The sequence below is a fragment of the Arthrobacter sp. THG-b23 genome (genome assembly GCF_059091265.1).
The window spans coordinates 321,073-338,452 of record NZ_JBNHGM010000001.1 but is presented as its reverse complement, the minus strand read 5'-3'; the positions used below and the strand labels follow the sequence as shown (position 1 = coordinate 338,452).

At 68.2% G+C, this 17,380-nt stretch carries 16 protein-coding genes, 1 pseudogene and 1 riboswitch; of the genes and pseudogenes, 8 read left to right on the top strand and 9 right to left on the bottom strand.

Going from position 1 to position 17,380, the window contains the following annotated elements; all coding sequences use genetic code 11:
- Positions 1-30 precede the first annotated feature (30 nt).
- The gene (locus AC5RVD_RS01630) at positions 31-1,437 is read right to left on the bottom strand and encodes an NAD-dependent succinate-semialdehyde dehydrogenase (protein WP_494125742.1); all 1,407 of its coding nucleotides are present in this window, start codon (positions 1,435-1,437) and stop codon (positions 31-33) included.
- A gap of 227 nt (positions 1,438-1,664) precedes the next feature.
- Entirely contained in the window at positions 1,665-2,048 is a 384-nt protein-coding gene (locus AC5RVD_RS01625) for an RNA-binding S4 domain-containing protein (RefSeq protein ID WP_493989720.1), read from the bottom strand.
- Positions 2,049-2,248: 200 nt separating this feature from the next.
- Here AC5RVD_RS01625 and AC5RVD_RS01620 point away from each other — a divergent pair, with 200 nt between their 5' ends.
- The 7 genes and pseudogenes from AC5RVD_RS01620 (at position 2,249) to AC5RVD_RS01590 (ending at position 9,663) form a co-directional block, all read left to right on the top strand.
- Positions 2,249-3,472 carry a glycerophosphodiester phosphodiesterase family protein gene (locus tag AC5RVD_RS01620; protein WP_494125741.1) on the top strand — a complete coding sequence of 408 codons (1,224 nt, stop codon included), beginning with the start codon at positions 2,249-2,251 and terminating at the stop codon, positions 3,470-3,472.
- Positions 3,473-3,670: 198 nt separating this feature from the next.
- Entirely contained in the window at positions 3,671-4,981 is a 1,311-nt protein-coding gene (locus AC5RVD_RS01615) for an MFS transporter (protein ID WP_494125740.1), read from the top strand.
- Positions 4,978-5,685 (top strand): FadR/GntR family transcriptional regulator, encoded by a 708-nt coding sequence (locus AC5RVD_RS01610; RefSeq protein WP_494125739.1) that lies wholly within the window; start codon positions 4,978-4,980, stop codon positions 5,683-5,685. Before AC5RVD_RS01615 ends, AC5RVD_RS01610 begins: the two co-directional genes overlap by 4 nt.
- Positions 5,686-5,829: 144 nt before the next feature.
- Positions 5,830-6,762, top strand: coding sequence for a cytochrome b/b6 domain-containing protein (locus AC5RVD_RS01605; protein WP_494125738.1), 933 nt, complete (start codon positions 5,830-5,832; stop codon positions 6,760-6,762).
- Between the two features lie 112 nt (positions 6,763-6,874).
- Positions 6,875-7,252, top strand: a complete 378-nt coding sequence (locus AC5RVD_RS01600; RefSeq protein ID WP_494125737.1) for a hypothetical protein — start codon at positions 6,875-6,877, stop codon at positions 7,250-7,252.
- 121 nt (positions 7,253-7,373) lie between these two features.
- Entirely contained in the window at positions 7,374-8,390 is a 1,017-nt protein-coding gene (locus AC5RVD_RS01595; RefSeq protein ID WP_494125736.1) for an alpha/beta hydrolase, read from the top strand.
- 211 nt (positions 8,391-8,601) lie between these two features.
- Positions 8,602-9,663 (top strand): annotated as a pseudogene (locus AC5RVD_RS01590) (aldo/keto reductase).
- 33 nt (positions 9,664-9,696) lie between these two features.
- Here AC5RVD_RS01590 and AC5RVD_RS01585 read toward each other — a convergent pair.
- The 7 genes from AC5RVD_RS01585 to AC5RVD_RS01555 all read right to left on the bottom strand — a co-directional run bounded on the left by AC5RVD_RS01585 (position 9,697) and on the right by AC5RVD_RS01555 (position 15,228).
- Positions 9,697-10,203, bottom strand: a complete 507-nt coding sequence (locus AC5RVD_RS01585; RefSeq protein WP_494125735.1) for a flavin reductase family protein — start codon at positions 10,201-10,203, stop codon at positions 9,697-9,699.
- A gap of 52 nt (positions 10,204-10,255) precedes the next feature.
- A riboswitch (SAM riboswitch) is annotated at positions 10,256-10,370 on the bottom strand.
- Between the two features lie 130 nt (positions 10,371-10,500).
- On the bottom strand, positions 10,501-11,370 hold the full coding sequence (locus AC5RVD_RS01580) for a prephenate dehydratase (protein WP_494125734.1): 870 nt from the start codon (positions 11,368-11,370) through the stop codon (positions 10,501-10,503).
- Positions 11,371-11,456: 86 nt separating this feature from the next.
- A complete protein-coding gene (locus AC5RVD_RS01575; RefSeq protein WP_494113203.1) occupies positions 11,457-11,669 on the bottom strand; it encodes a hypothetical protein in 213 nt (70 codons plus the stop codon).
- A gap of 152 nt (positions 11,670-11,821) precedes the next feature.
- Positions 11,822-12,628, bottom strand: a complete 807-nt coding sequence (locus AC5RVD_RS01570; protein ID WP_494125733.1) for an amino acid ABC transporter ATP-binding protein — start codon at positions 12,626-12,628, stop codon at positions 11,822-11,824.
- Positions 12,615-13,274: an amino acid ABC transporter permease gene (locus AC5RVD_RS01565; RefSeq protein WP_494113234.1), complete on the bottom strand. Its 660-nt coding sequence runs from the start codon at positions 13,272-13,274 to the stop codon at positions 12,615-12,617. Before AC5RVD_RS01565 ends, AC5RVD_RS01570 begins: the two co-directional genes overlap by 14 nt.
- Positions 13,275-13,317: 43 nt before the next feature.
- On the bottom strand, positions 13,318-14,136 hold the full coding sequence (locus tag AC5RVD_RS01560) for an amino acid ABC transporter substrate-binding protein (RefSeq protein WP_494125732.1): 819 nt from the start codon (positions 14,134-14,136) through the stop codon (positions 13,318-13,320).
- Between the two features lie 165 nt (positions 14,137-14,301).
- Complete coding sequence (locus AC5RVD_RS01555) at positions 14,302-15,228, bottom strand: diacylglycerol/lipid kinase family protein (RefSeq protein ID WP_494113200.1); 927 nt, start codon at positions 15,226-15,228, stop codon at positions 14,302-14,304.
- A gap of 174 nt (positions 15,229-15,402) precedes the next feature.
- On the opposite strand from AC5RVD_RS01555, the gene AC5RVD_RS01550 reads away from it, so the two are divergent.
- Positions 15,403-17,283, top strand: coding sequence for a penicillin-binding transpeptidase domain-containing protein (locus AC5RVD_RS01550; protein WP_494125731.1), 1,881 nt, complete (start codon positions 15,403-15,405; stop codon positions 17,281-17,283).
- The last annotated feature ends 97 nt before the right edge of the window (positions 17,284-17,380 follow it).

Below are 17,380 nucleotides of genomic sequence, written 5' to 3'. Positions count from 1 at the left end.
GGGCCCGCTGATTAGTCGATGCCGGACCGGTTAGTCGGCGATGTAGAACAGGCGCTTGTTGACGAACTCGTCCATGCCCAGCGGCCCGAGCTCGCGGCCGAAGCCGGAGCGCTTCACGCCGCCGAACGGAATGTCGGCGCCTTCACCGACTCCGTTGACGTTGGCCATGCCCACCTCCAGCTGCTGGGCGATCTTGCGGGCGCGCTCCTCATCGGTGGAGAAGACAGCGCCGCCCAGGCCGTAATCGGTGTCGTTGGCCAGTTCCAGGGCTTCCTCGTCGCTGCTGACCTTGTAGACCACGGCCACCGGGCCGAAGAGCTCTTCGCGGTAAGCGCGCATTTCCGGAGTGACGCCGGTCAGGACGGCAGGGGCCAGGTAGGCGCCGGGGCCATCGTGCAGGGTGCCGCCGGCGTGCAGGGTGGCGCCCTTGTTGACGGCGTCCTTGAGCTGCTCGGCCAGCCCTTCGGCCGCGGCCCGGGAGGAGAGCGGAGCGAAGGTGCCCTCGGCTTCTTCGGCCGGGTTGCCAGGCTTGAGATCCTTCGCCAGGTTGGTCAGCTCCGCCACGAAGTCGTCGTAGATGTCCTCCATGACGATCATGCGCTTGTTGGAGTTGCAGGCCTGCCCGGTGTTCTCGATGCGGGTGGCCCACGCCTGGGCGGCAGCCGCCTTGACGTCGTCGGTGTCCAGCACCACATAGGGGTCGGAACCGCCCAGTTCCAGCACGGCCTTCTTCAGGTTCTTGCCGGCGAGCTCGCCGATGATGGCGCCGGCCCGTTCGGAGCCGGTCAGCGAGACGCCCTGAACGCGCGGGTCGGCAATGATGTCCGCGATCTGCTCGTGGCTGGCGAAGAGGTTGATGTAGACGCCGTCGGGCACACCGGCGTCGTCCATGATCTTCTGGATGGCCAGGGCCGAGCGGGGGCAGGTCTCGGCGTGCTTGAGGATGATGGTGTTGCCCAGCATCAGGTTCGGCGCGGCGAAGCGGGCCACCTGGTAGTAGGGGTAGTTCCACGGCATGATGCCCAGCAACGGGCCGACCGGCAGCTTCTGGATCATGGCGCGGCCGCCGCCGATGGCCTTGATTTCCTGGTCCGCCACCAGCTCGGGGCCTTCAGTGGCGAAGTAGCTGAAAATGTCGGTGCAGAACTCGGCCTCGCCCTTGGACTCGGACAACGGCTTGCCCATTTCCTCGGTGATGATCGCGGCCAGCTCGTCGGCCCGTTCGGTGAACAGTTCCGCGATGCGGGACACCACCTTGGCGCGGTCCGTGATCGGCGTGGCCTTCCACGCTGTGTAGGCGGCCTGGGACCTCGCGAGGGCGTCCTTGACCTCGGCGTCGGTGGCGGTGGGGAACTCCTCGACCACCTCGCCGGTGGACGGGTTTTGGACCCGGTAGCCCGGCTGGGTGGATGAAGCGGCGTGGGAAGTGGTGGTCACAGCCCTGATCTCCTTCAGATAATGACATAGCAGCGGGACGGCGGCGCGGCCGTCTCCGCTTCCCATCTTGTACCGTCCGGCCGGTTATGTGAAGTGAGTTACGCTCACGGCATGAGACCAAGAAGCCCGGCACCTTTAGGTTGACCCGTAGCCCGGCACGGTGCGATCCAGCCCGGACCGTCCGCACGCCCTGAAGTATCCGGCGAACGGCTGCCGGGCTCCCGTTCCTAGCGCGGGCCGCGCAGCCTGTCCATCTCCCGCCGGTCCTTCTTGGTCGGCCGGCCGGTGCCCCGGTCGCGCTGCGGAATGCCGAGCGACGGCATGGCCGGGCGCGGCGGCGTGTGGTCGGTGAAGCAGTGCGAGGCCGCCTCGGCACCCACCCGCTTGGCGATCAGCCGGCGCACTTCCAGGATGCGCTCGTAGCCGGGCTGCCGCACCCGCAGGGTGTCGCCCGGTACCACCGGCTGGGAGGCCTTGACCGGGTTGCCGTTCAACCGGACGTGTCCGGCGCGGCAGGCGGCGGTGGCCGCGGAGCGGGTCTTGTAGGCGCGGATGGCCCACAGCCACGCATCGACGCGCACCGAGCTCGGGGTATTGGCGGAAGTGTTCATGGCCCCTCCGAGTCTAGCGCCGCCGCGGCGGCGGCCCCGGCCGGGCGTATCGCGCCGCCGCCGTCACCGTCCCTCCCACGCGCGCCATGGTTTTTCCTTTCACCCTCTGTTCACAGCCGGTTAGCCCGCAGGCTCACTGGCGCTGTGAAGCTCGATGGCGGGGGAAACCCGGCAAACCACTACGAAGGGCGTCATATCCCATGGCATCTCGCCTGCTCCGAACATTGACCACATCCGCCGCGGCCGTCGCCGTCGGCGCTACCCTCGCGGCCGCCCCGGCGGCCGGCGCGCAGATCAACCCCGGCGGGCAGGATGAAGCCCCGCTGCTGATCGGCCACCGCGGGGCCGCCGGCACCGCGCCCGAAAATACGGTCGCGGCCTTCAAGGACGGGCGCGCCTCCGGGGCCGACTTCTTCGAGATCGATGTCCAGCTCAGCGCCGATGGCGTGCCGTTCCTGTTCCACGACGACACCCCCGCCCGCACCACCAACGTGGAGGAGGTATTCCCCGAGCGTGCCGGGGACCCCATCACTTCCTTCACCTGGGATGAACTGCAGCAGCTCGACGCCGGATCCTACTTCGGCGCCAAGTACCAAGGGGAGCGGATCCCGCACCTGGATGACGCCGCGAAGATTGCCACGGTGAAGACCGGCGTGTACATCGAAATCAAGTCGCCGAAGAACTCCCCGGGCATCGAACAGCTCGTCGCCGACGAGCTCCGCACCGATGCCACCTGGAAGAAGCTTGTTGCCGCCGACAAGGTCCAAGTCCTCGGCTTCGACGAGGCCTCCAACCGCACCTTCGCCGACCTGGCCCCCGAGATCGCGCTGCAACAGCTCTCGAGCACCGTCCCGGCTCCGGCCACGCTGGAATCCTGGGCGGCCTTTGCCGATTCGATCGGCACCAACTACCGCACCCTGACGGCGCAGAATGTAGCAGACGCCAAGGCCGCCGGGCTGGTCGTCGGCGTCTACACCGCCAACTCGCCCGAGGCCGTCCAGCACTCCATTGACCTCGGCGTCGATGCCGTCACCGGTGACTTCCCGATCCAGACCATGCGCTACCTGGACGGGCGGAAGCCCTTCCCCGCGGGCACCGGCCTGGAAATCGCCGGCGCAGTGAATGACCCGGCCGGCAGCGACGTCCAGCCCGAAACCGGCGAGCACGTGGTGCTGCGCAACACCGCCAGCCACAGCATCGACGCCAGCGGCTACATCATCCGCGACGCGGCGAACAATATCCTGGCTGTGGGCGAGGGCTACGTGCTTGCCCCCGGCGCGGAGTTGCGGGTCTACACCGGTCCCGGCACCAACAGCGCCGAGGCCTACTACAACAACGGCACCGCGTCACTGCTGAACAACGGCGGCGACTCCATTGCACTGTGGACCCCGCAGGGCACGCTGCAGGACGTCTTCGCCAACTAAGCGGCAACCGTCTTTACGGACGACGCCGGCACCTCGGGCAGGTTTCCACCCCGCCCGAGGGGCCGGCGTCGTTTTCAGTCGCAGCCCCGAGGGTTACGAGGGCGATTCCGCCTCCGCCGGAGCCCCGACACCCGAACGGACGCCAGCCAAGGAGCGGTTCATTTTGCCGCGCAAACATCAAACGTCTAACGTTTAGGGGTGACATCGAACCGACTGCCATTCGAGGGCGCCAGCGGCGGACAGGAGCCGGGCGGGGAGGACGTCCCTGCGGTGGAGTTCGCCGAGGCTCTGGCACCTGAGTTGGACGTGCGGGAGCCGGTCCCGGCCCCGGCCGCGCGCGGCCGCTGGTTCATCGCCGCGGCCGTGGCCGCCGTGATACTCATCGGGCTGAACCTGCGGGCGGGCATTGCCAGCGCGGCCGCGCTCTTCCACGACCTGCAGCAGCTGCTGGGGTACGGGCCGCTGGTCGCCGCCCTGCTGCCCACCGTTCCCGTACTGTGCTTCGCGGTGGCAGGAGCCGCGACCGCCTGGCTGAGCAACCGCGTTGGACTGGAACGGGCCATCGCGCTCGCGTTGACACTGTTGATTGCCGGACTGGGCCTGCGGGGGATCGAGTCCGTCGGGATGCTGCTGGCCGGCACGGTGGTGTCCATGTCCGGACTGGCGGTCTGCAACGTGGCGCTGCCGGCGTTCATCCGCAAATACTTCGCTCACCGGCCGTCGACGATGACCGGCGCCTACACCATCTCCATGTCCGTGGGCGCCACCCTGGCCGCCGCAGTCAGCGTCCCACTGGCCGCGCAATTGGACTCGCCGTCGCTCGCCCTGGCCGCCTGGGCGCTGCTGGCCGTCGTCGGGCTGGCTGTGTTCCTGCCCATGGCTTTGGCCGGCAGGCGCGAGTCAGGCATGCGGACCCGGGGCCACTCGTCACCGTGGCCGCTACTGCTCACGCGCAAAGGCGCGCTGCTCACCGGCCTGTTCACCATCCAGGCGCTGCTCGTCTATACCGTGATGGGCTGGCTGCCGTACATCCTGATCTCGCGCGGGGTGGATGCCGCGGGGGCCGGGCAGCTGCTCGCGCTGGTCCAGCTGGTGTCCATCCCCGCCGTCGTCCTGCTGCTGGCGATGGCAGCCCGCCCGGGCCTGCTGCGGCCGGCCTTCATGATCACCTGCACGGCGTCGCTGGCAGGCTATCTCGCCCTGCTCGTGCTGCCCGCCGAACTCGCCGTGCTCCCCGCGGTTCTGATCGGCCTGGGGTTTGGCGTTTTCCCGCTGCTGATGCTGGTGATCAGCCGCAGCGGTTCCGATGCCGCCGAAACCACGGCGCTGTCCACGCTGGCCCAATCGGTGGGCTACCTCTTCGCCGCCTTGGGCCCGTTCGGCCTCGGCCTGCTGCACGATGCACTCGCCGACTGGACCATCCCGCTGGTGCTTTTGGTGGCCGGCGCGGCGCTGCAACTGCTGCTGGCCCACGCGGTCAGCGGCCTGGCGCGGAAGGCGCGGGCGTGAGGTCCGGCCCGCTCCAGCGGCCGCCGCTGGCGGAGGAAGTCACGTCCAGGCTGCGGGAGTCCATCGCAACGGGTCAATGGCAGCTGGGTGCCCGGATCCCTCCGGAGCCGGAACTGATGGCAAGTCTGGGCGTTTCCCGCGGCACGCTGCGCGAGGCAGTCAAGGCGCTTGCCCACGCCGGGATGCTCGAAGTGCGCCGCGGCGACGGCACTTACGTGCGGGCCACCAGCGAGATCAGCGGCACCGCACGCCGCGCCTACCGCGAGTACGACGACGAGGACGTGCTTCAGGTGCGCTTTGCGCTGGACACCCAGGCCGCGCGGCTGGCGGCGCAGTCCGTGCGGTCGGAGCCGTCAACCGATGGTGGCGCCGTGGAGGCGCTGCGGGAAATGCTGGCCCGGCGCCGGCGCGCTTGGGCGGAGCAGGACCTGGAGGGCTGGATTGCTGCGGACTGGGACTTCCACCTGGCCGTGGCCGAGGCCTCCGGCAACCCGCTGCTGCACGAGCTGTACGGCAGCTTTGGCGACGTGTTCCACGGGGCAAAGATGGCCCAGCGATTGCGGGACGGCTTCGATGGGTGCCTGCGCGCCGGACACGAGGACCTCGCGGAGGCCATCGCGGCCGGAGACGAAGAAGCCGCGGTGCGGACCGTCACCGCCAACCTGCGCTACTGCCTGAAATGGATGCCGCAGAAAGGCCAATAGCGCCCCGCCAGCGCCCCGCCAGCGCCGGGCGGCGGCGGGGCTTTGGGCGCCACGGCCGGGCTTGTGGCACGATGCGGCGCAGGCGGGGTACCTTGAATCACGAAGCCCGGACTGTCGGGAAGCAGGGAACGAGGAAAGCTGGCGATGTCCACTTCGACGAAACCGTCCGGAAGCACCCGGAAGACGTGGCTGAAGATCACCGCGGCAGTGGCCGCCGCCGTCGTCGTGCTTCTGTTGCTGGTGTTGCTGGCCAAGTGGCTGCGGACGATGCCAGATGTCCAGGACTTCCTGGCCGCCTACCCGGGCCGCTCCGAACTGCCCGAGTCCGCGCCCGTCGGGTTGCCCGCCTGGCTGGGCTGGCAGCACTTCCTCAACTTCTTCCTGATCGTGTTGATCATCCGCACCGGCCTGCAGGTGCGCGCCGGCACGCGCTCGCCGGCGTACTGGACCCGCAACAACAAGGGCCTGGTGAAGACCAAGAACCCGCCGACAAAGATCACCCTGAATCTGTGGTTCCACCTGACCCTGGATGCGTTGTGGGTGCTGAACGGCATCGTCTTCATGGTGCTGATCTTCGCCACCGGGCACTGGATGCGGATCGTGCCCACCAGCTGGGACATTTTCCCGAACGCGCTCTCCGCCGTGCTGCAGTACGCTTCGCTGGACTGGCCGCTGGAGAACGGGTGGGTGAACTACAACGCGCTGCAGCTGCTGACCTACTTCGCGACCGTCTTCATCGCCGCCCCGCTGGCCATCGTCTCCGGCCTGCGCACCTCCGCCGCCTGGCCCAAGCGGGCAGCGGTCAACAAGTACTTCCCGATTGAGGCGGCCCGGGCCATACACTTCCCGGTGATGGTGTACTTCGTGGTGTTCATCATCGTGCACGTGACCCTGGTGCTGGCCACCGGAGCCCTGCGCAACCTCAACCACATGTACGCGGCTACGGACGACGGCGGATGGACCGGCTTCTGGATCTTCGCGGCCTCCATCGCGGTGACGGTGGCGGCCTGGTTCCTGGCCCGGCCGATCTTCCTGCGGCCCATCGCCTCGCTCACGGGCAAGGTCACCAGCCGCTGACCATGCAAGGCCGCCAGCGGCTGACGGGCAAGGCCGCCAGCGGCTGACGGCGCGACTTCAGACCGCGTGGCCGCCTGACCGCTGCCGGAGGGAGCACCGCTACACTGCTCCCATGATCACCGTTGCGGCCATCGCCGCGTGCACTGTCTTCGCGCTGCTGGCCGTCTTCCAGATCCTGCTTGCCGCGGGCCTGCCGCTGGGCCGGTTCGCCTGGGGAGGAAGCCACCGTACGCTGCCGGCGAAGCTGCGCCTTGGAAGCGCGGTCTCGGTAGTCCTGTATGCGTTCTTCGCGTTCATCATCATGGACCGGGCGCAGCTTCTCGACACGCTGCCGGAGACCGCGTCGCTCGTCTTGATCTGGATCCTGACGGTGTACCTGTTCGTCGGCGTCCTCATGAACGCGATCTCGCGCAGCAAGCCCGAGCGGTGGACCATGACGCCGGTCGCGTTGGCGCTGGCCGCGCTGAGCCTGGTGGTTGCCCTCGGCTGACAGGCTTCCCTGCCCTTGGCCGGCGGGGCGTGCCGGCCGTTGGCGGAGGCGGGGGAGGGGCTTGCCCTGCGGGCGGGGCGGCCTCACGATTGGTTCACTACCGGCCGATCGGGAGGAAGCAATGCAGGTCCGTTTCCGCCGCGCACTGACAGCCATTGCCGTGCTCGTCACCGTCCCGGCGGTTCTTGCCGGCGGCCTGGTCTTCTGGCTGCGCTTCAGTCCCCGGCCGCTGGCGGTGCTGCTGCGGGTGCTGTCCGAGCGGGACGGCCGGCGCACGGCCCGCGCCATGGCAAGGCACGTGCCGGACGGCATCAGCGAAGTGTTGGATCAGGAGTACCTCAGCAACCACGGGCATACCCACCTGGACGTGTTCTTCCCGGACAAGGCGGCCGAGGATTCGCTGCGCCTTCCCACGATCGTCTGGATTCACGGCGGGGCCTGGATCTCCGGCACCAAGAACGACGTCGCCAATTACCTTCGGATCCTCGCCTCCTACGGCTTCACCGCCGTGGGGGTGGACTATTCGCTGGCCCACGTGCGCCGCTACCCGGCCCCGGTGCGCCAAACAGCCGCCGCGCTGCGCTACCTGGAGCACAATGCCGACCGGCTGCACATCGATACCGAGCGGATCGTGCTGGCCGGGGACTCGGCGGGCGCACAGATCGCTGCGCAACTGGCGCTGGTCATCGCCGACCCTGACTATGCCAAGAGGCTGGGCATTGCCTCGCCCACCAGGCCGGACCGGCTGCGCGCCGTGCTGTTGCACTGCGGGGCGTACGATCTATCGCTCGCCGGGGCGGACCAAGCCGGGAACCAGAACTACCTGCGGACGGTGCTGTGGTCCTACACCGGGGCAAAGGACTATCTGGAGCGGCCGTACATCGCCCTGGCCTCCGTTGCCCGGCATGTGGGCGCCAACTACCCGCCGGCTTTCGTTTCTGCAGGCAACACCGACCCGTTGCTGCCGCACTCGCTCGGGCTGGTCGAAGCGCTGCGGGCCAAGGGCGCGGTGGTGGAGGAGTTCTTCCCCCAGACGGACGCCGGGCTGGGGCACCAGTTCCAGTTCAACCTGGAGCTGGAGGCGGCATGGCAGGTGCTGGAGCGCAGCGTGGCGTTCCTCCGCCGCCACACCGGGTGAAGCTCCGGACACGCTGAGCCGCCACTGGTGAACCGCCGCACGGGGCCGGGGGGATTAGCCTGTGCTGCGAGTGGGGCCATCGGGCAGGGCCCCGAAAGTGCTACGAGGCAAGATCTTCGGTGTCTGCGTCACCGCGGGTTGCCGGCGCCGATGCCTCCCCGGGCGTCGCCGTCGTACGCTGGGAACCTGCCCAGCGAAGGGGGAACTACCAATGGACGAGGCCGGATCCCGGCTCATTTTCGGGTGCATGGGTTTGGGCGGGGGCTGGGGGAGCGGGCCGCTGGAAGCGGCCGACGTCGCCGCCGCGCATGCGGCCGTCGCGGCGGCGCTGGAGGCCGGGATCACGACGTTCGACCACGCCGACATCTACGCCCACGGCAAGGCCGAGGCGGCGTTCGGGCGGGTGCTGGCCGAACGTCCCGAGCTGCGCGACTCGATCCAGCTGCAGGGCAAATGCGGCATCCGGCTGCCGGTCCCGGGCCTGGCCGGGCAGTACGACTCCTCGCGCGAAGCCATCCTGGCCCGCACCGACGAAAGCCTGCGCCGGCTGCATACCGATCACCTGGACACGTTGCTGATCCACCGGCCGGATCCGCTGGCGCCGGCCGAAGAGATCGCCGCGGCGTTCAACGAGCTCCGGATGGCCGGGAAGGTCCGCCGGCTTGGTGTCTCGAACATGTCCGGCGACCAGATGCGTTGGCTGCAGTCGGCGCTGGACGAGCCGCTGGCGGTGAACCAGCTGGAAATGAGCCTGTACCGACGCGACTGGCTGGAGTCCGGCGTGCTGGTGAACCACCCGGACGGAACGGGCACCAGCTTCCCGCACGGCACCTTGGAATACTGCGCCGCCAACGGGGTGGAACTGCAGGCCTGGGGCGCGCTGGCCTAGGGCCGCTACAGCGGCCGTGCGGCAGGCCTGGCCGAGGCGGCGGCCGGCGCGGGAACGCCCGCCGCCGGGACCGGTCAGAATCACGCCCGGCCGGCAGAGGGGGCTGTGACAACGGATGCTTCCGCACGGGCGGATGCCCCACTCTCCGCGGACCATTCGGCCGCTGCCCTGGTCACGGAACTTGCCCGGGACAAGGGCTGCCCTCCGGAAGCCGTGGTGCTGGGCTGGCTGCTGCGGCATCCCGCGGGCATCCGGCCGGTCATCGGTACCAGCAGCCCGGACCGGATCCGGGCCTGCGCCCAGGCGGAGGCGGTCGGAGCGGCGATGACCCGCCAGGAGTGGTACTCCCTGTGGGTGGCGGCCCGGGGCAGGCCGCTGCCCTAGCTGCCGGCTGCCGCCGGTGCGGGAACTTTCCGCCTAGACGAAGGCTGGCTGTTCCAGCCGGCGGAACCCGGAATCGTGGAAGATCAGGGGCTCGTGGGTGCCGTCGTGCGTGGACAGGCCGTGCACCTGCAGCAGCACGACGTGGTGGTCCCCGGCCGGGACCTCCTGGTGCACCGAGCAGTCCAGCCACAGCGCCGCGTCGTGCAGGAACAGCGCGCCGTCGTCCGTGCCGTGCAGGCGGAGTCCGGCAAAGCGGTCACCGTTCTTGGACGCGATCTGGCGGCAGACGCCGTCGTGCCCGGTGCCGAGCACCGAGACGCCGATCCGGTCGGCCCGGCGGACCACCGGCCAGGTCCGGGAGGTGTTTTGCACGGCGAACATCACCAGCGGCGGCTCGAGGGAGACGCCGACGGTGAACGAGGAGGCGACGATGCCCTGGGGCTCGCCGTCGATGATCGCGCACAGCGCCGCGATACCCGAGGGGAAGCGGCCGAAGGCGGAGCGCAACGTGTTTGGTGTCAGGTCATTGTGTAGCGACATGGCGTCCTTGGGGCTTGGGCGCATCCGCTGCTGCCGGGCTGCTGCGGGAGGATACGCGTACTTGCCTGCCGACATACCCGGCGGGCCGAATCATCACCTGGAGCACCCCGCTACGGTAGAGGGTTGCCGGCCAACCAGCCAGGGCTGTGCAGTTGGCACTCTTGATTCGTCTCCACGCTAAGAGCGGGGAAGGGCCTGGGTCAAACGCCGGTAACACTTCGTCAAATGCCGCGTATTACTTCCGGCTGCCCACGGTTGCCGCCTGACGGCTGTTGCCCGACGGCTGGCGCCCGACTGCTACTGGGCGACGCCGCCGGGGCGCACGGTCTGTTGGCGGAACGGATGCGCCGGGTAGACGCCCAGAATGCGGATTTCCGAGGTGAAGAAGTCCAGTTCCTCGAAGGCGTGGACCATGGCCTGATCGTCCGGGTGGCCTTCGACGTCTACCATGAACATGGTGGCGGCAAACTCGCCGCCCACCATGTAGCTCTCCAGCCTGGTCATGTTTATGCCGTTGGTGGCGAATCCGCCCAGGGCCTTGTACAGCGCCGACGGCACGTTCCGCACGCGGAACACGAAGCTGGTCACGGCCGGGCCGGGCAAATCTTCGCGGGACGGGACCGGCCGGCGGTCGGCCAGCACCACGAACCGTGTGGTGTTCGTCGGATCGTCTTCGACATTTTCGGCGAAGACTTCCAGGCCGTAGAGCTCGGCGGCCATCGGGGGCGCCAGCGAGACTTTGGCCGGGTCGTTCCACTCGGCCACCTCTCGGGCCGAACCTGCGGTGTCGCCGGCGATCACCGGAGTGAGCCCGAGCCTGCGGATCAGTTTGCGGCACTGGCCCAGCGCGTGGATGTGGCTGTGCACCTCCCTGGCCTGCTCCACGGTGGCCCCGGGTATGCCCAGCAGGCTAAAACGGATCGGCAGGAAGAATTCCTCCACGATCTGCAGGGTGGTCTTGGGCAGCAGTGCGTGGATGTCCGCCACCCGGCCGGCGATCGAGTTGTCGATGGGAATCATGGCCAGTTCGGCCTCGCCGCCCGTGACGGCGGCGAAGGCGTCCTCGAAGCTGGCACACGGCACCGCTTCCCAACCGGGGCGCACTTCCAGGCAAGCCATATGGGAGTTCGAGCCGGGTTCGCCTTGGTACGCAATTGCTGGAGCCATGGGCGAAATTATTCCACCGGGGCCGGTCGTTGCTTCATTCCGGAGGTCCGGCCGGCGTCACATAACATGACCGGCCCGCAGGCGGCTCAGTAAAGATGGGATTCCTGGGTGATGCCGTAGGGCACGTCGTCGCTCAGCTCCACGGTGAACTGTCCGGGGCCGGTGCGCGTGACCAGGATGCCGCAATCGCCGTCGAGGGCCGCGATCTTTTGCAACTCGTCGACCGCAGCATTGAGAAGATCGTGCGCCTCGGAAGCCGTCTGTGCCGTCAAGGACTTGGTAGCCAAGGAGGTGGCCATGGTTCTGCCTTTCGTGGCCGGAGGTTTCCGCAGAGGAGAAAACGCGGGATGGAAGCTTCCGGCCGGAACGAGCCTGCCATGCGGAACGGTGCATGGAAGTTTACATTCTGCCATCCCAATGGACATCAGATGAATTTTGGAGGGGCGTGGCGTCAGAACGGGTTCAGCAGCCGGTGGACGAACTGCCGGGTGCGCTCTTCCTTCGGTTCGCGCAGCACCTGTTCGGGGTGCCCGCGTTCGACGACCACGCCGCCGTCCATGAACACCACTTCGCTGGCCACTTCACGGGCGAAGGCCAGCTCGTGGGTCACCAGGGCCATGGTCCAGCCTTCGTCGGCCAGTTCCTTGATCACGTGCAGCACGTCGCCCACCAGTTCGGGATCCAGCGCCGACGTTGGCTCGTCGAACAACAGCAGCGAGGGTTTGAGCGCCAGGGCCCGGACAATGCCGACCCGCTGCTGCTGCCCGCCGGAGAGCTGATGCGGGTACTGGTCTTCCTTGCCGGACAGCCCGACGCGGTCCAGCAGCGACCTGGCCTCGCGCACGGCTTCGGCCTTGGGCCGCTTCTGGACCTGGACCGGGCCCTCGATGATGTTCTGCAGCACGGTCATGTGCGGAAACAGGTTGTAGTGCTGGAACACCATGGCGCTGCGGTCACGCAGGGCGGCGATCTGTTTCCGGTTCACCGGCAAACCGAAGTCCACGGCTGGGCCGCCGGAAAAGGCGACCCGGCCGCCGTCGGGGGTTTCCAAGCCGTTCAGGCAACGCAGCACTGTGGTTTTGCCCGATCCGGAGGGCCCGATGAGGGCCAGCACCCCGCCCGTCTGGACGGACAGGTCGATGGACTTGAGCACCTGGTTGCTGCCGAAGGACTTACGCAGCCCCTCCACGGAGAGCACGGGCCCGGCTGCGGCGCCGGGCTGCGGCGCGGGGGCCGCAGGGATTTCAGTGGGCGACATAGCGTTCCAGTCTCTTCTCCAGTCGGGACTGCCCGGCGGACAGCACCAGGCAGAACACCCAGTAGACAACCGCGGCCTCTATGTAGAGCAGCATGAACTCCTGGCTGAACGCCGCAATCTCCTGCGCCGCACGGAACGCCTCGGTCACCAGGATCAGCGAGGCGAGGGAGGTGTCCTTGACCAGGGAGATGAAGGTATTGGACAGCGGCGGCACCGATACGCGCGCAGCCTGCGGCAGGATGATCCTGCGCAGGGTGGTGGTGCCGGCCATCCCGATGGTGTGGCCGGCTTCCCACTGACCCTTGGGGACCGAGAGGATCGCGGCGCGTATGATTTCTGCCGCATAGCCGCCCACGTTCAGTGAGAACGCGATGATCGCGCTCGGCCACGGGTCGAGCACCACGCCGATCGACGGGAGGCCGTAGAAGATCACGAACAGTTGGACCAGCAGCGGGGTGCCGCGGATCACCGACACGTAGGCGCGGGCAATGCCGGCCAGGAGCCGGTTGCGGCTCAACCTCATGAGGGCAACGACCAGCGCTAGCGCCAGGCCGATGGCGAAACTGGCCAGCGAGAGGGGGATGGTGCCGGTCAGCCCGCCCTGGACGATAGGCCAGAGCGAACTGCCGACAAGCTCCCAGTCGATGTCCATACGGCTACGTTAGCGTTTCCCTTTAGACCCAGCCCCTCTACTTGCTGACGTCCGCGCCGAAGTACTTCTCGGAGATCTCCGCCAGCGTCCCGTCCGCGCGCAACTCCTCCAGCGCCGTGTTAAAGGCCTCCACCAGGTCGTCGCTGCCCTTCTGGAAGGCGAAGGCGCTCTGCGTCTCTTCGTCGGTTTCGGCGGCTACCTTGATGGCTTTGTTGTTGTTGGTGGCCTGGTAGTCCAGGTAGGTCAGCTTGTCGTTGACGGTGGCGTCCACACGGCCCTGCTCCAGCAGCGAAACCGCCTGCGCCCAGCCCTCCACGGCCTGCACTTCGGCGCCGGCGGCCTTGGCCAGTTTGTAGAAGTTGCTGGTCAGGGACTGGGCGGAAGTTTTGCCCTCCAGATCCGCCAGGGAGGAAATGTCGTTGTTGTCCGACTTCACGACGACGACGCCGGTGCTGACGGTGTACGGATCCGAGAAGTCGTACTTGGCCAGGCGGTCTTCGTTGATCGAAACCTGGTTGGCGATCACGTCGAAACGTCCCGCGTCCAGCCCGGCGAAGATGGCATCCCACTGGGTCTCTTCAAACTGCACGTCGACGCCGAGCTTCTCCGCCACCGCGGTGACGATTTCGACGTCGTAACCGGTCAGGTCGCCGGTGCCGTTTTCGTGGAAGCTGAACGGGCGGTAGGTCCCCTCGGTCCCCACGGTGATCACGCCTGCGTCCTGGATCTCCTGCAGCGTGGTCGCGGCGGCAGAGGTCGCCGGCTCCGACTCCGACGGCGAGGACGTGCTGCAGCCGGCCAGCACCAGGGCGGCTGCTGCGGCGGCACCGAGGACGGACAAACGACGACGAATCATGGTGGAAAACCCCTTGTGGTGTGGGACGAAAAGCCAACCGGCGGGTGACCGGCAAACGCTGAACGCTAGCACGTACAACAACGGGTACCTCAAGATATGTTCCGAACTGTGTCGGCAATGTGAGCAGCGGCACTCCCGGAGGCGCGCACCGGCGTCGTTATGCTTCTATTCCGCCGCCACCCGCACCACGAGTGCGCCCGGATCGACGCGCATCATCAAACGGGAACCCATGCCAATATGGTCCCCGTCCAGCTGCATCTCCTGGGGCCGGCCGGCGTAGATCTCCACGTGCTTGCCCTGATAGTAGTCAACTGAAGGATCCACGCTCCGGCCGCGTTTGGCGAGCCCGGCCAGCACGCCTAGCCAGCCCAGCCGGCCACGCGGGGAGATGGTCATGATGTCCAGCAGGCCGTCGTCGAGCTGCGCACCGGGGAACATCTCGAATCCGCCCTGGATCTTGCCGCAGTTCCCGCCCATCACGCTGCGCATTCGCAAGGTCATGGGCTTCCCGCCGTCGATAGTGAGCGTGGCGCGGACCGGCTTGCCCGGAAGGTTGCGCAGGCCGGCTTCCACGTACGCCAGCCAACCAATACGGTCCTTGAGGCCGTCGTCGGTGCCGCCGATGACAGCAGCGTCGAACCCGAGACCGGCCATCACAAGGAACACGGAATCGCCGCCCGATTTGTCCACGGTGGCCCGGACGACGTCGATCCGCCGGTCCCGGCCGGCCAACGCGATGCCGACAGCGGTCTCCGGGTCGTCAACCGGCAGGTCCAGGTTGCGGGCCAGCAGGTTGCCGGTGCCCAAAGGGATCACGCCCAGCGGCGTGTCCGTTGCCGCCAGCCGGCCGGCCACCCGGCGCACCGTCCCGTCGCCACCGGCGGCGATCACCAGGTCGACCCCCGCTTCCAGCGCTTGGTGCGCCTGGCCGGCGCCCGGATCCTCCAGCGTGGTCTCGAGCCAGAGCGGCGGCTGCCAGCCGGTTTCGGCGCACAGGCCCTCGACCAACGCCACCAGGTCAAAGTTGAACTTTTTGGACGGGTTCCAGACCACCGCGGCACGGCGGGAACCTGGGGGAGCGGATTCGGTCATGGTGTCCTAACTGTCCTGTTTGCCGGCTCCAAGGCCGACGTCCCGACGGAACCCATTCAAGCACCATCCGGCCCGCGCCGCCCGGCTCGACATCGCTGCTGGCCGCTTATAGGTTCTAACAGGACACCCTCGGATCCGGGAGAAGAATTGCTTCGGCGCGCACTTGCACTCATCATGGCCCTGCTGATGACGGTAGCGGTGGCTGCCTGCGCCCCGGAGCGGGAGTCGCCGGATCCGACCGCCCAGGCCCTGGCGGAAGGGCTGACGGCCAACGACGTGTCGAACGTCGCCTTCGCCGATGCCACCGGCGCCCAGGTGCAGGAACAACTGGCCGGGCTGACCGAGGGCATGGGCCCGTGGGAGCCCGAAGTCACCGTGACCGGCGTCGAAGAGGTCGAATCCAACCTCTTTCGGGCCACCCTTTCCTATGACTGGCCGGTGCCGGATGCGGAGCAGGGCTGGAGCTACACCACGAGGGCGGACCTGCACTACGCCGAGGACGCCTGGCAGGTCCGGTGGACGCCCGAAATCCTGGAGCCCTCGCTTGCCGAGGGCGAGCGGCTGGTGCTGTCCACCGAGGAGCCGCAACGCGGCCAGATCCTCGACGCCGAGGGGAAGGCGATCGTCAAGAACCGCCCGGTCAAAATCGTCGGCATCGACAAGACAGGCCTGGACAAATCGGCCGCCGAGGACTCCGCGCGGGCGCTGGCCAAGCTGGTGGACATCGACGCCGCCGGTTACGCGGAGAAGGTTGCCGCCTACGGACCGAAAGCTTTCGTGGATGCCATCACGCTGCGCGAGGACGCCTTCGACGACCTGGACCAGAAGAAGCTGAAGGACGTCGACGGCTTCCTGGCGGTGGATGACCAGATCCCGTTGGCGCCCAGCCGCACGTTCGCCGCGCCGGTGTTGGGATCGGTGCGGGAGGCCACGGCCGAGGACATCGAGAAGTCCAAAGGCACGGTGGGGGCGGGCGAGACCGTCGGCTCGTCCGGCTTGCAGGCGGCCTTCAACACCGAGCTCTCCGGCACGCCGGGAGTCACCGTCTCCGCCGTCGGGCAGCCTGCCGAAGAAGGCGCCGAAGCGCCGTCCCGGCAGCTGTTTCGCCAAGATCCGGTTGACGGCGAAAACGTGAAGACCACGCTGGTGCCGGACCTGCAGTCGGAGGCCGAGGAGATCCTGGCCGACATCGACTCGCCGAGTTCGATCGTCGCGCTGCGGCCGTCGACCGGTGCCGTCCTGGCGGCGGCGAACGGCCCGGACAGCGAAGGCTACAACACTGCGTTCCTGGGCCAGTACGCCCCGGGTTCCGCCTTCAAGATCGCCACCGCGCTGGGCCTGCTGCGCAACGGCATGACACCGGCCTCCGCCGTCACCTGTGATCCGGAACTCGTGGTGGACGGCCGCAGCTTCGAGAACGCGGACAGCTATCCCGCGGCCTTCACCGGGGAGATCACCTTGACCGAGGCCATCGCCCACTCCTGCAACACGGCGTTCATCGCCGAGCACCAGGAACTCTCCCAGGACCAGCTGGCGGATGCCGCCGGCGCCCTGGGCATTGGCATGAAGGCGAACCCCGGCATCGAGGCCTTCATGGGCCACGTGCCGCGCGAGGATACCAAGGGGACCGCGCACGCGGCCTCGCTGATCGGCCAGTCACGGGTGCAGACGTCGCCGCTGGCGCTGGCCACGCTGATGGCCGCCGTGGTGGAAGGCGGATCGGTCGTGCCCACGCTGGTGGACGGGCACGACCCCAAGGCCGAGCTCCCGGAAGTGCCGGAGCTGACTGCCGAGGAGGCCAAGCAGTTGCGCACCATGATGCGCTCGGCAGTGGTGGACGGCTACCTGACCAATTTGGCCGACCTGCCCGGCAAACCCGCCATCGGCAAGACCGGCACCGCAGAGTACGGCTCGCAGGACCCGCCGCAGACCCACTCCTGGGTCATCGCCGGCCACGGGGACCTGGCCATTGCGGTGTTCGTGGAGGACGGCGAGCTCGGCTCCGAAACCGCCGGCCCGCTGGCCGAGGCTTTCCTGGAAGCCGCCGCCGGCTAGGCATTGAGCAACGACGGCGGTGCCCGCCCGAGGTGCGTGAAGGCACCGAACGCGGGCACCGCCGTCGTCAGCGGAGGGCCGGATAACGGCCGGCCTG

Bases quoted from the DNA above. Each gene is read 5' to 3' on its own strand.
- AC5RVD_RS01625 (WP_493989720.1), bottom strand. From the start codon at position 2,048: ATGAACACTTCCGCCAATACCCCGAGCTCGGTGCGCGTCGATGCGTGG.
- AC5RVD_RS01620 (WP_494125741.1), top strand. From the start codon at position 2,249: ATGGCATCTCGCCTGCTCCGAACATTGACCACATCCGCCGCGGCCGTC.
- AC5RVD_RS01605 (WP_494125738.1), top strand. From the start codon at position 5,830: ATGTCCACTTCGACGAAACCGTCCGGAAGCACCCGGAAGACGTGGCTG.
- AC5RVD_RS01600 (WP_494125737.1), top strand. From the start codon at position 6,875: ATGATCACCGTTGCGGCCATCGCCGCGTGCACTGTCTTCGCGCTGCTG.
- AC5RVD_RS01595 (WP_494125736.1), top strand. From the start codon at position 7,374: ATGCAGGTCCGTTTCCGCCGCGCACTGACAGCCATTGCCGTGCTCGTC.
- AC5RVD_RS01585 (WP_494125735.1), bottom strand. From the start codon at position 10,203: ATGTCGCTACACAATGACCTGACACCAAACACGTTGCGCTCCGCCTTC.
- AC5RVD_RS01580 (WP_494125734.1), bottom strand. From the start codon at position 11,370: ATGGCTCCAGCAATTGCGTACCAAGGCGAACCCGGCTCGAACTCCCAT.
- AC5RVD_RS01575 (WP_494113203.1), bottom strand. From the start codon at position 11,669: ATGGCCACCTCCTTGGCTACCAAGTCCTTGACGGCACAGACGGCTTCC.
- AC5RVD_RS01570 (WP_494125733.1), bottom strand. From the start codon at position 12,628: ATGTCGCCCACTGAAATCCCTGCGGCCCCCGCGCCGCAGCCCGGCGCC.
- AC5RVD_RS01560 (WP_494125732.1), bottom strand. From the start codon at position 14,136: ATGATTCGTCGTCGTTTGTCCGTCCTCGGTGCCGCCGCAGCAGCCGCC.
- AC5RVD_RS01555 (WP_494113200.1), bottom strand. From the start codon at position 15,228: ATGACCGAATCCGCTCCCCCAGGTTCCCGCCGTGCCGCGGTGGTCTGG.
- AC5RVD_RS01550 (WP_494125731.1), top strand. From the start codon at position 15,403: ATGGCCCTGCTGATGACGGTAGCGGTGGCTGCCTGCGCCCCGGAGCGG.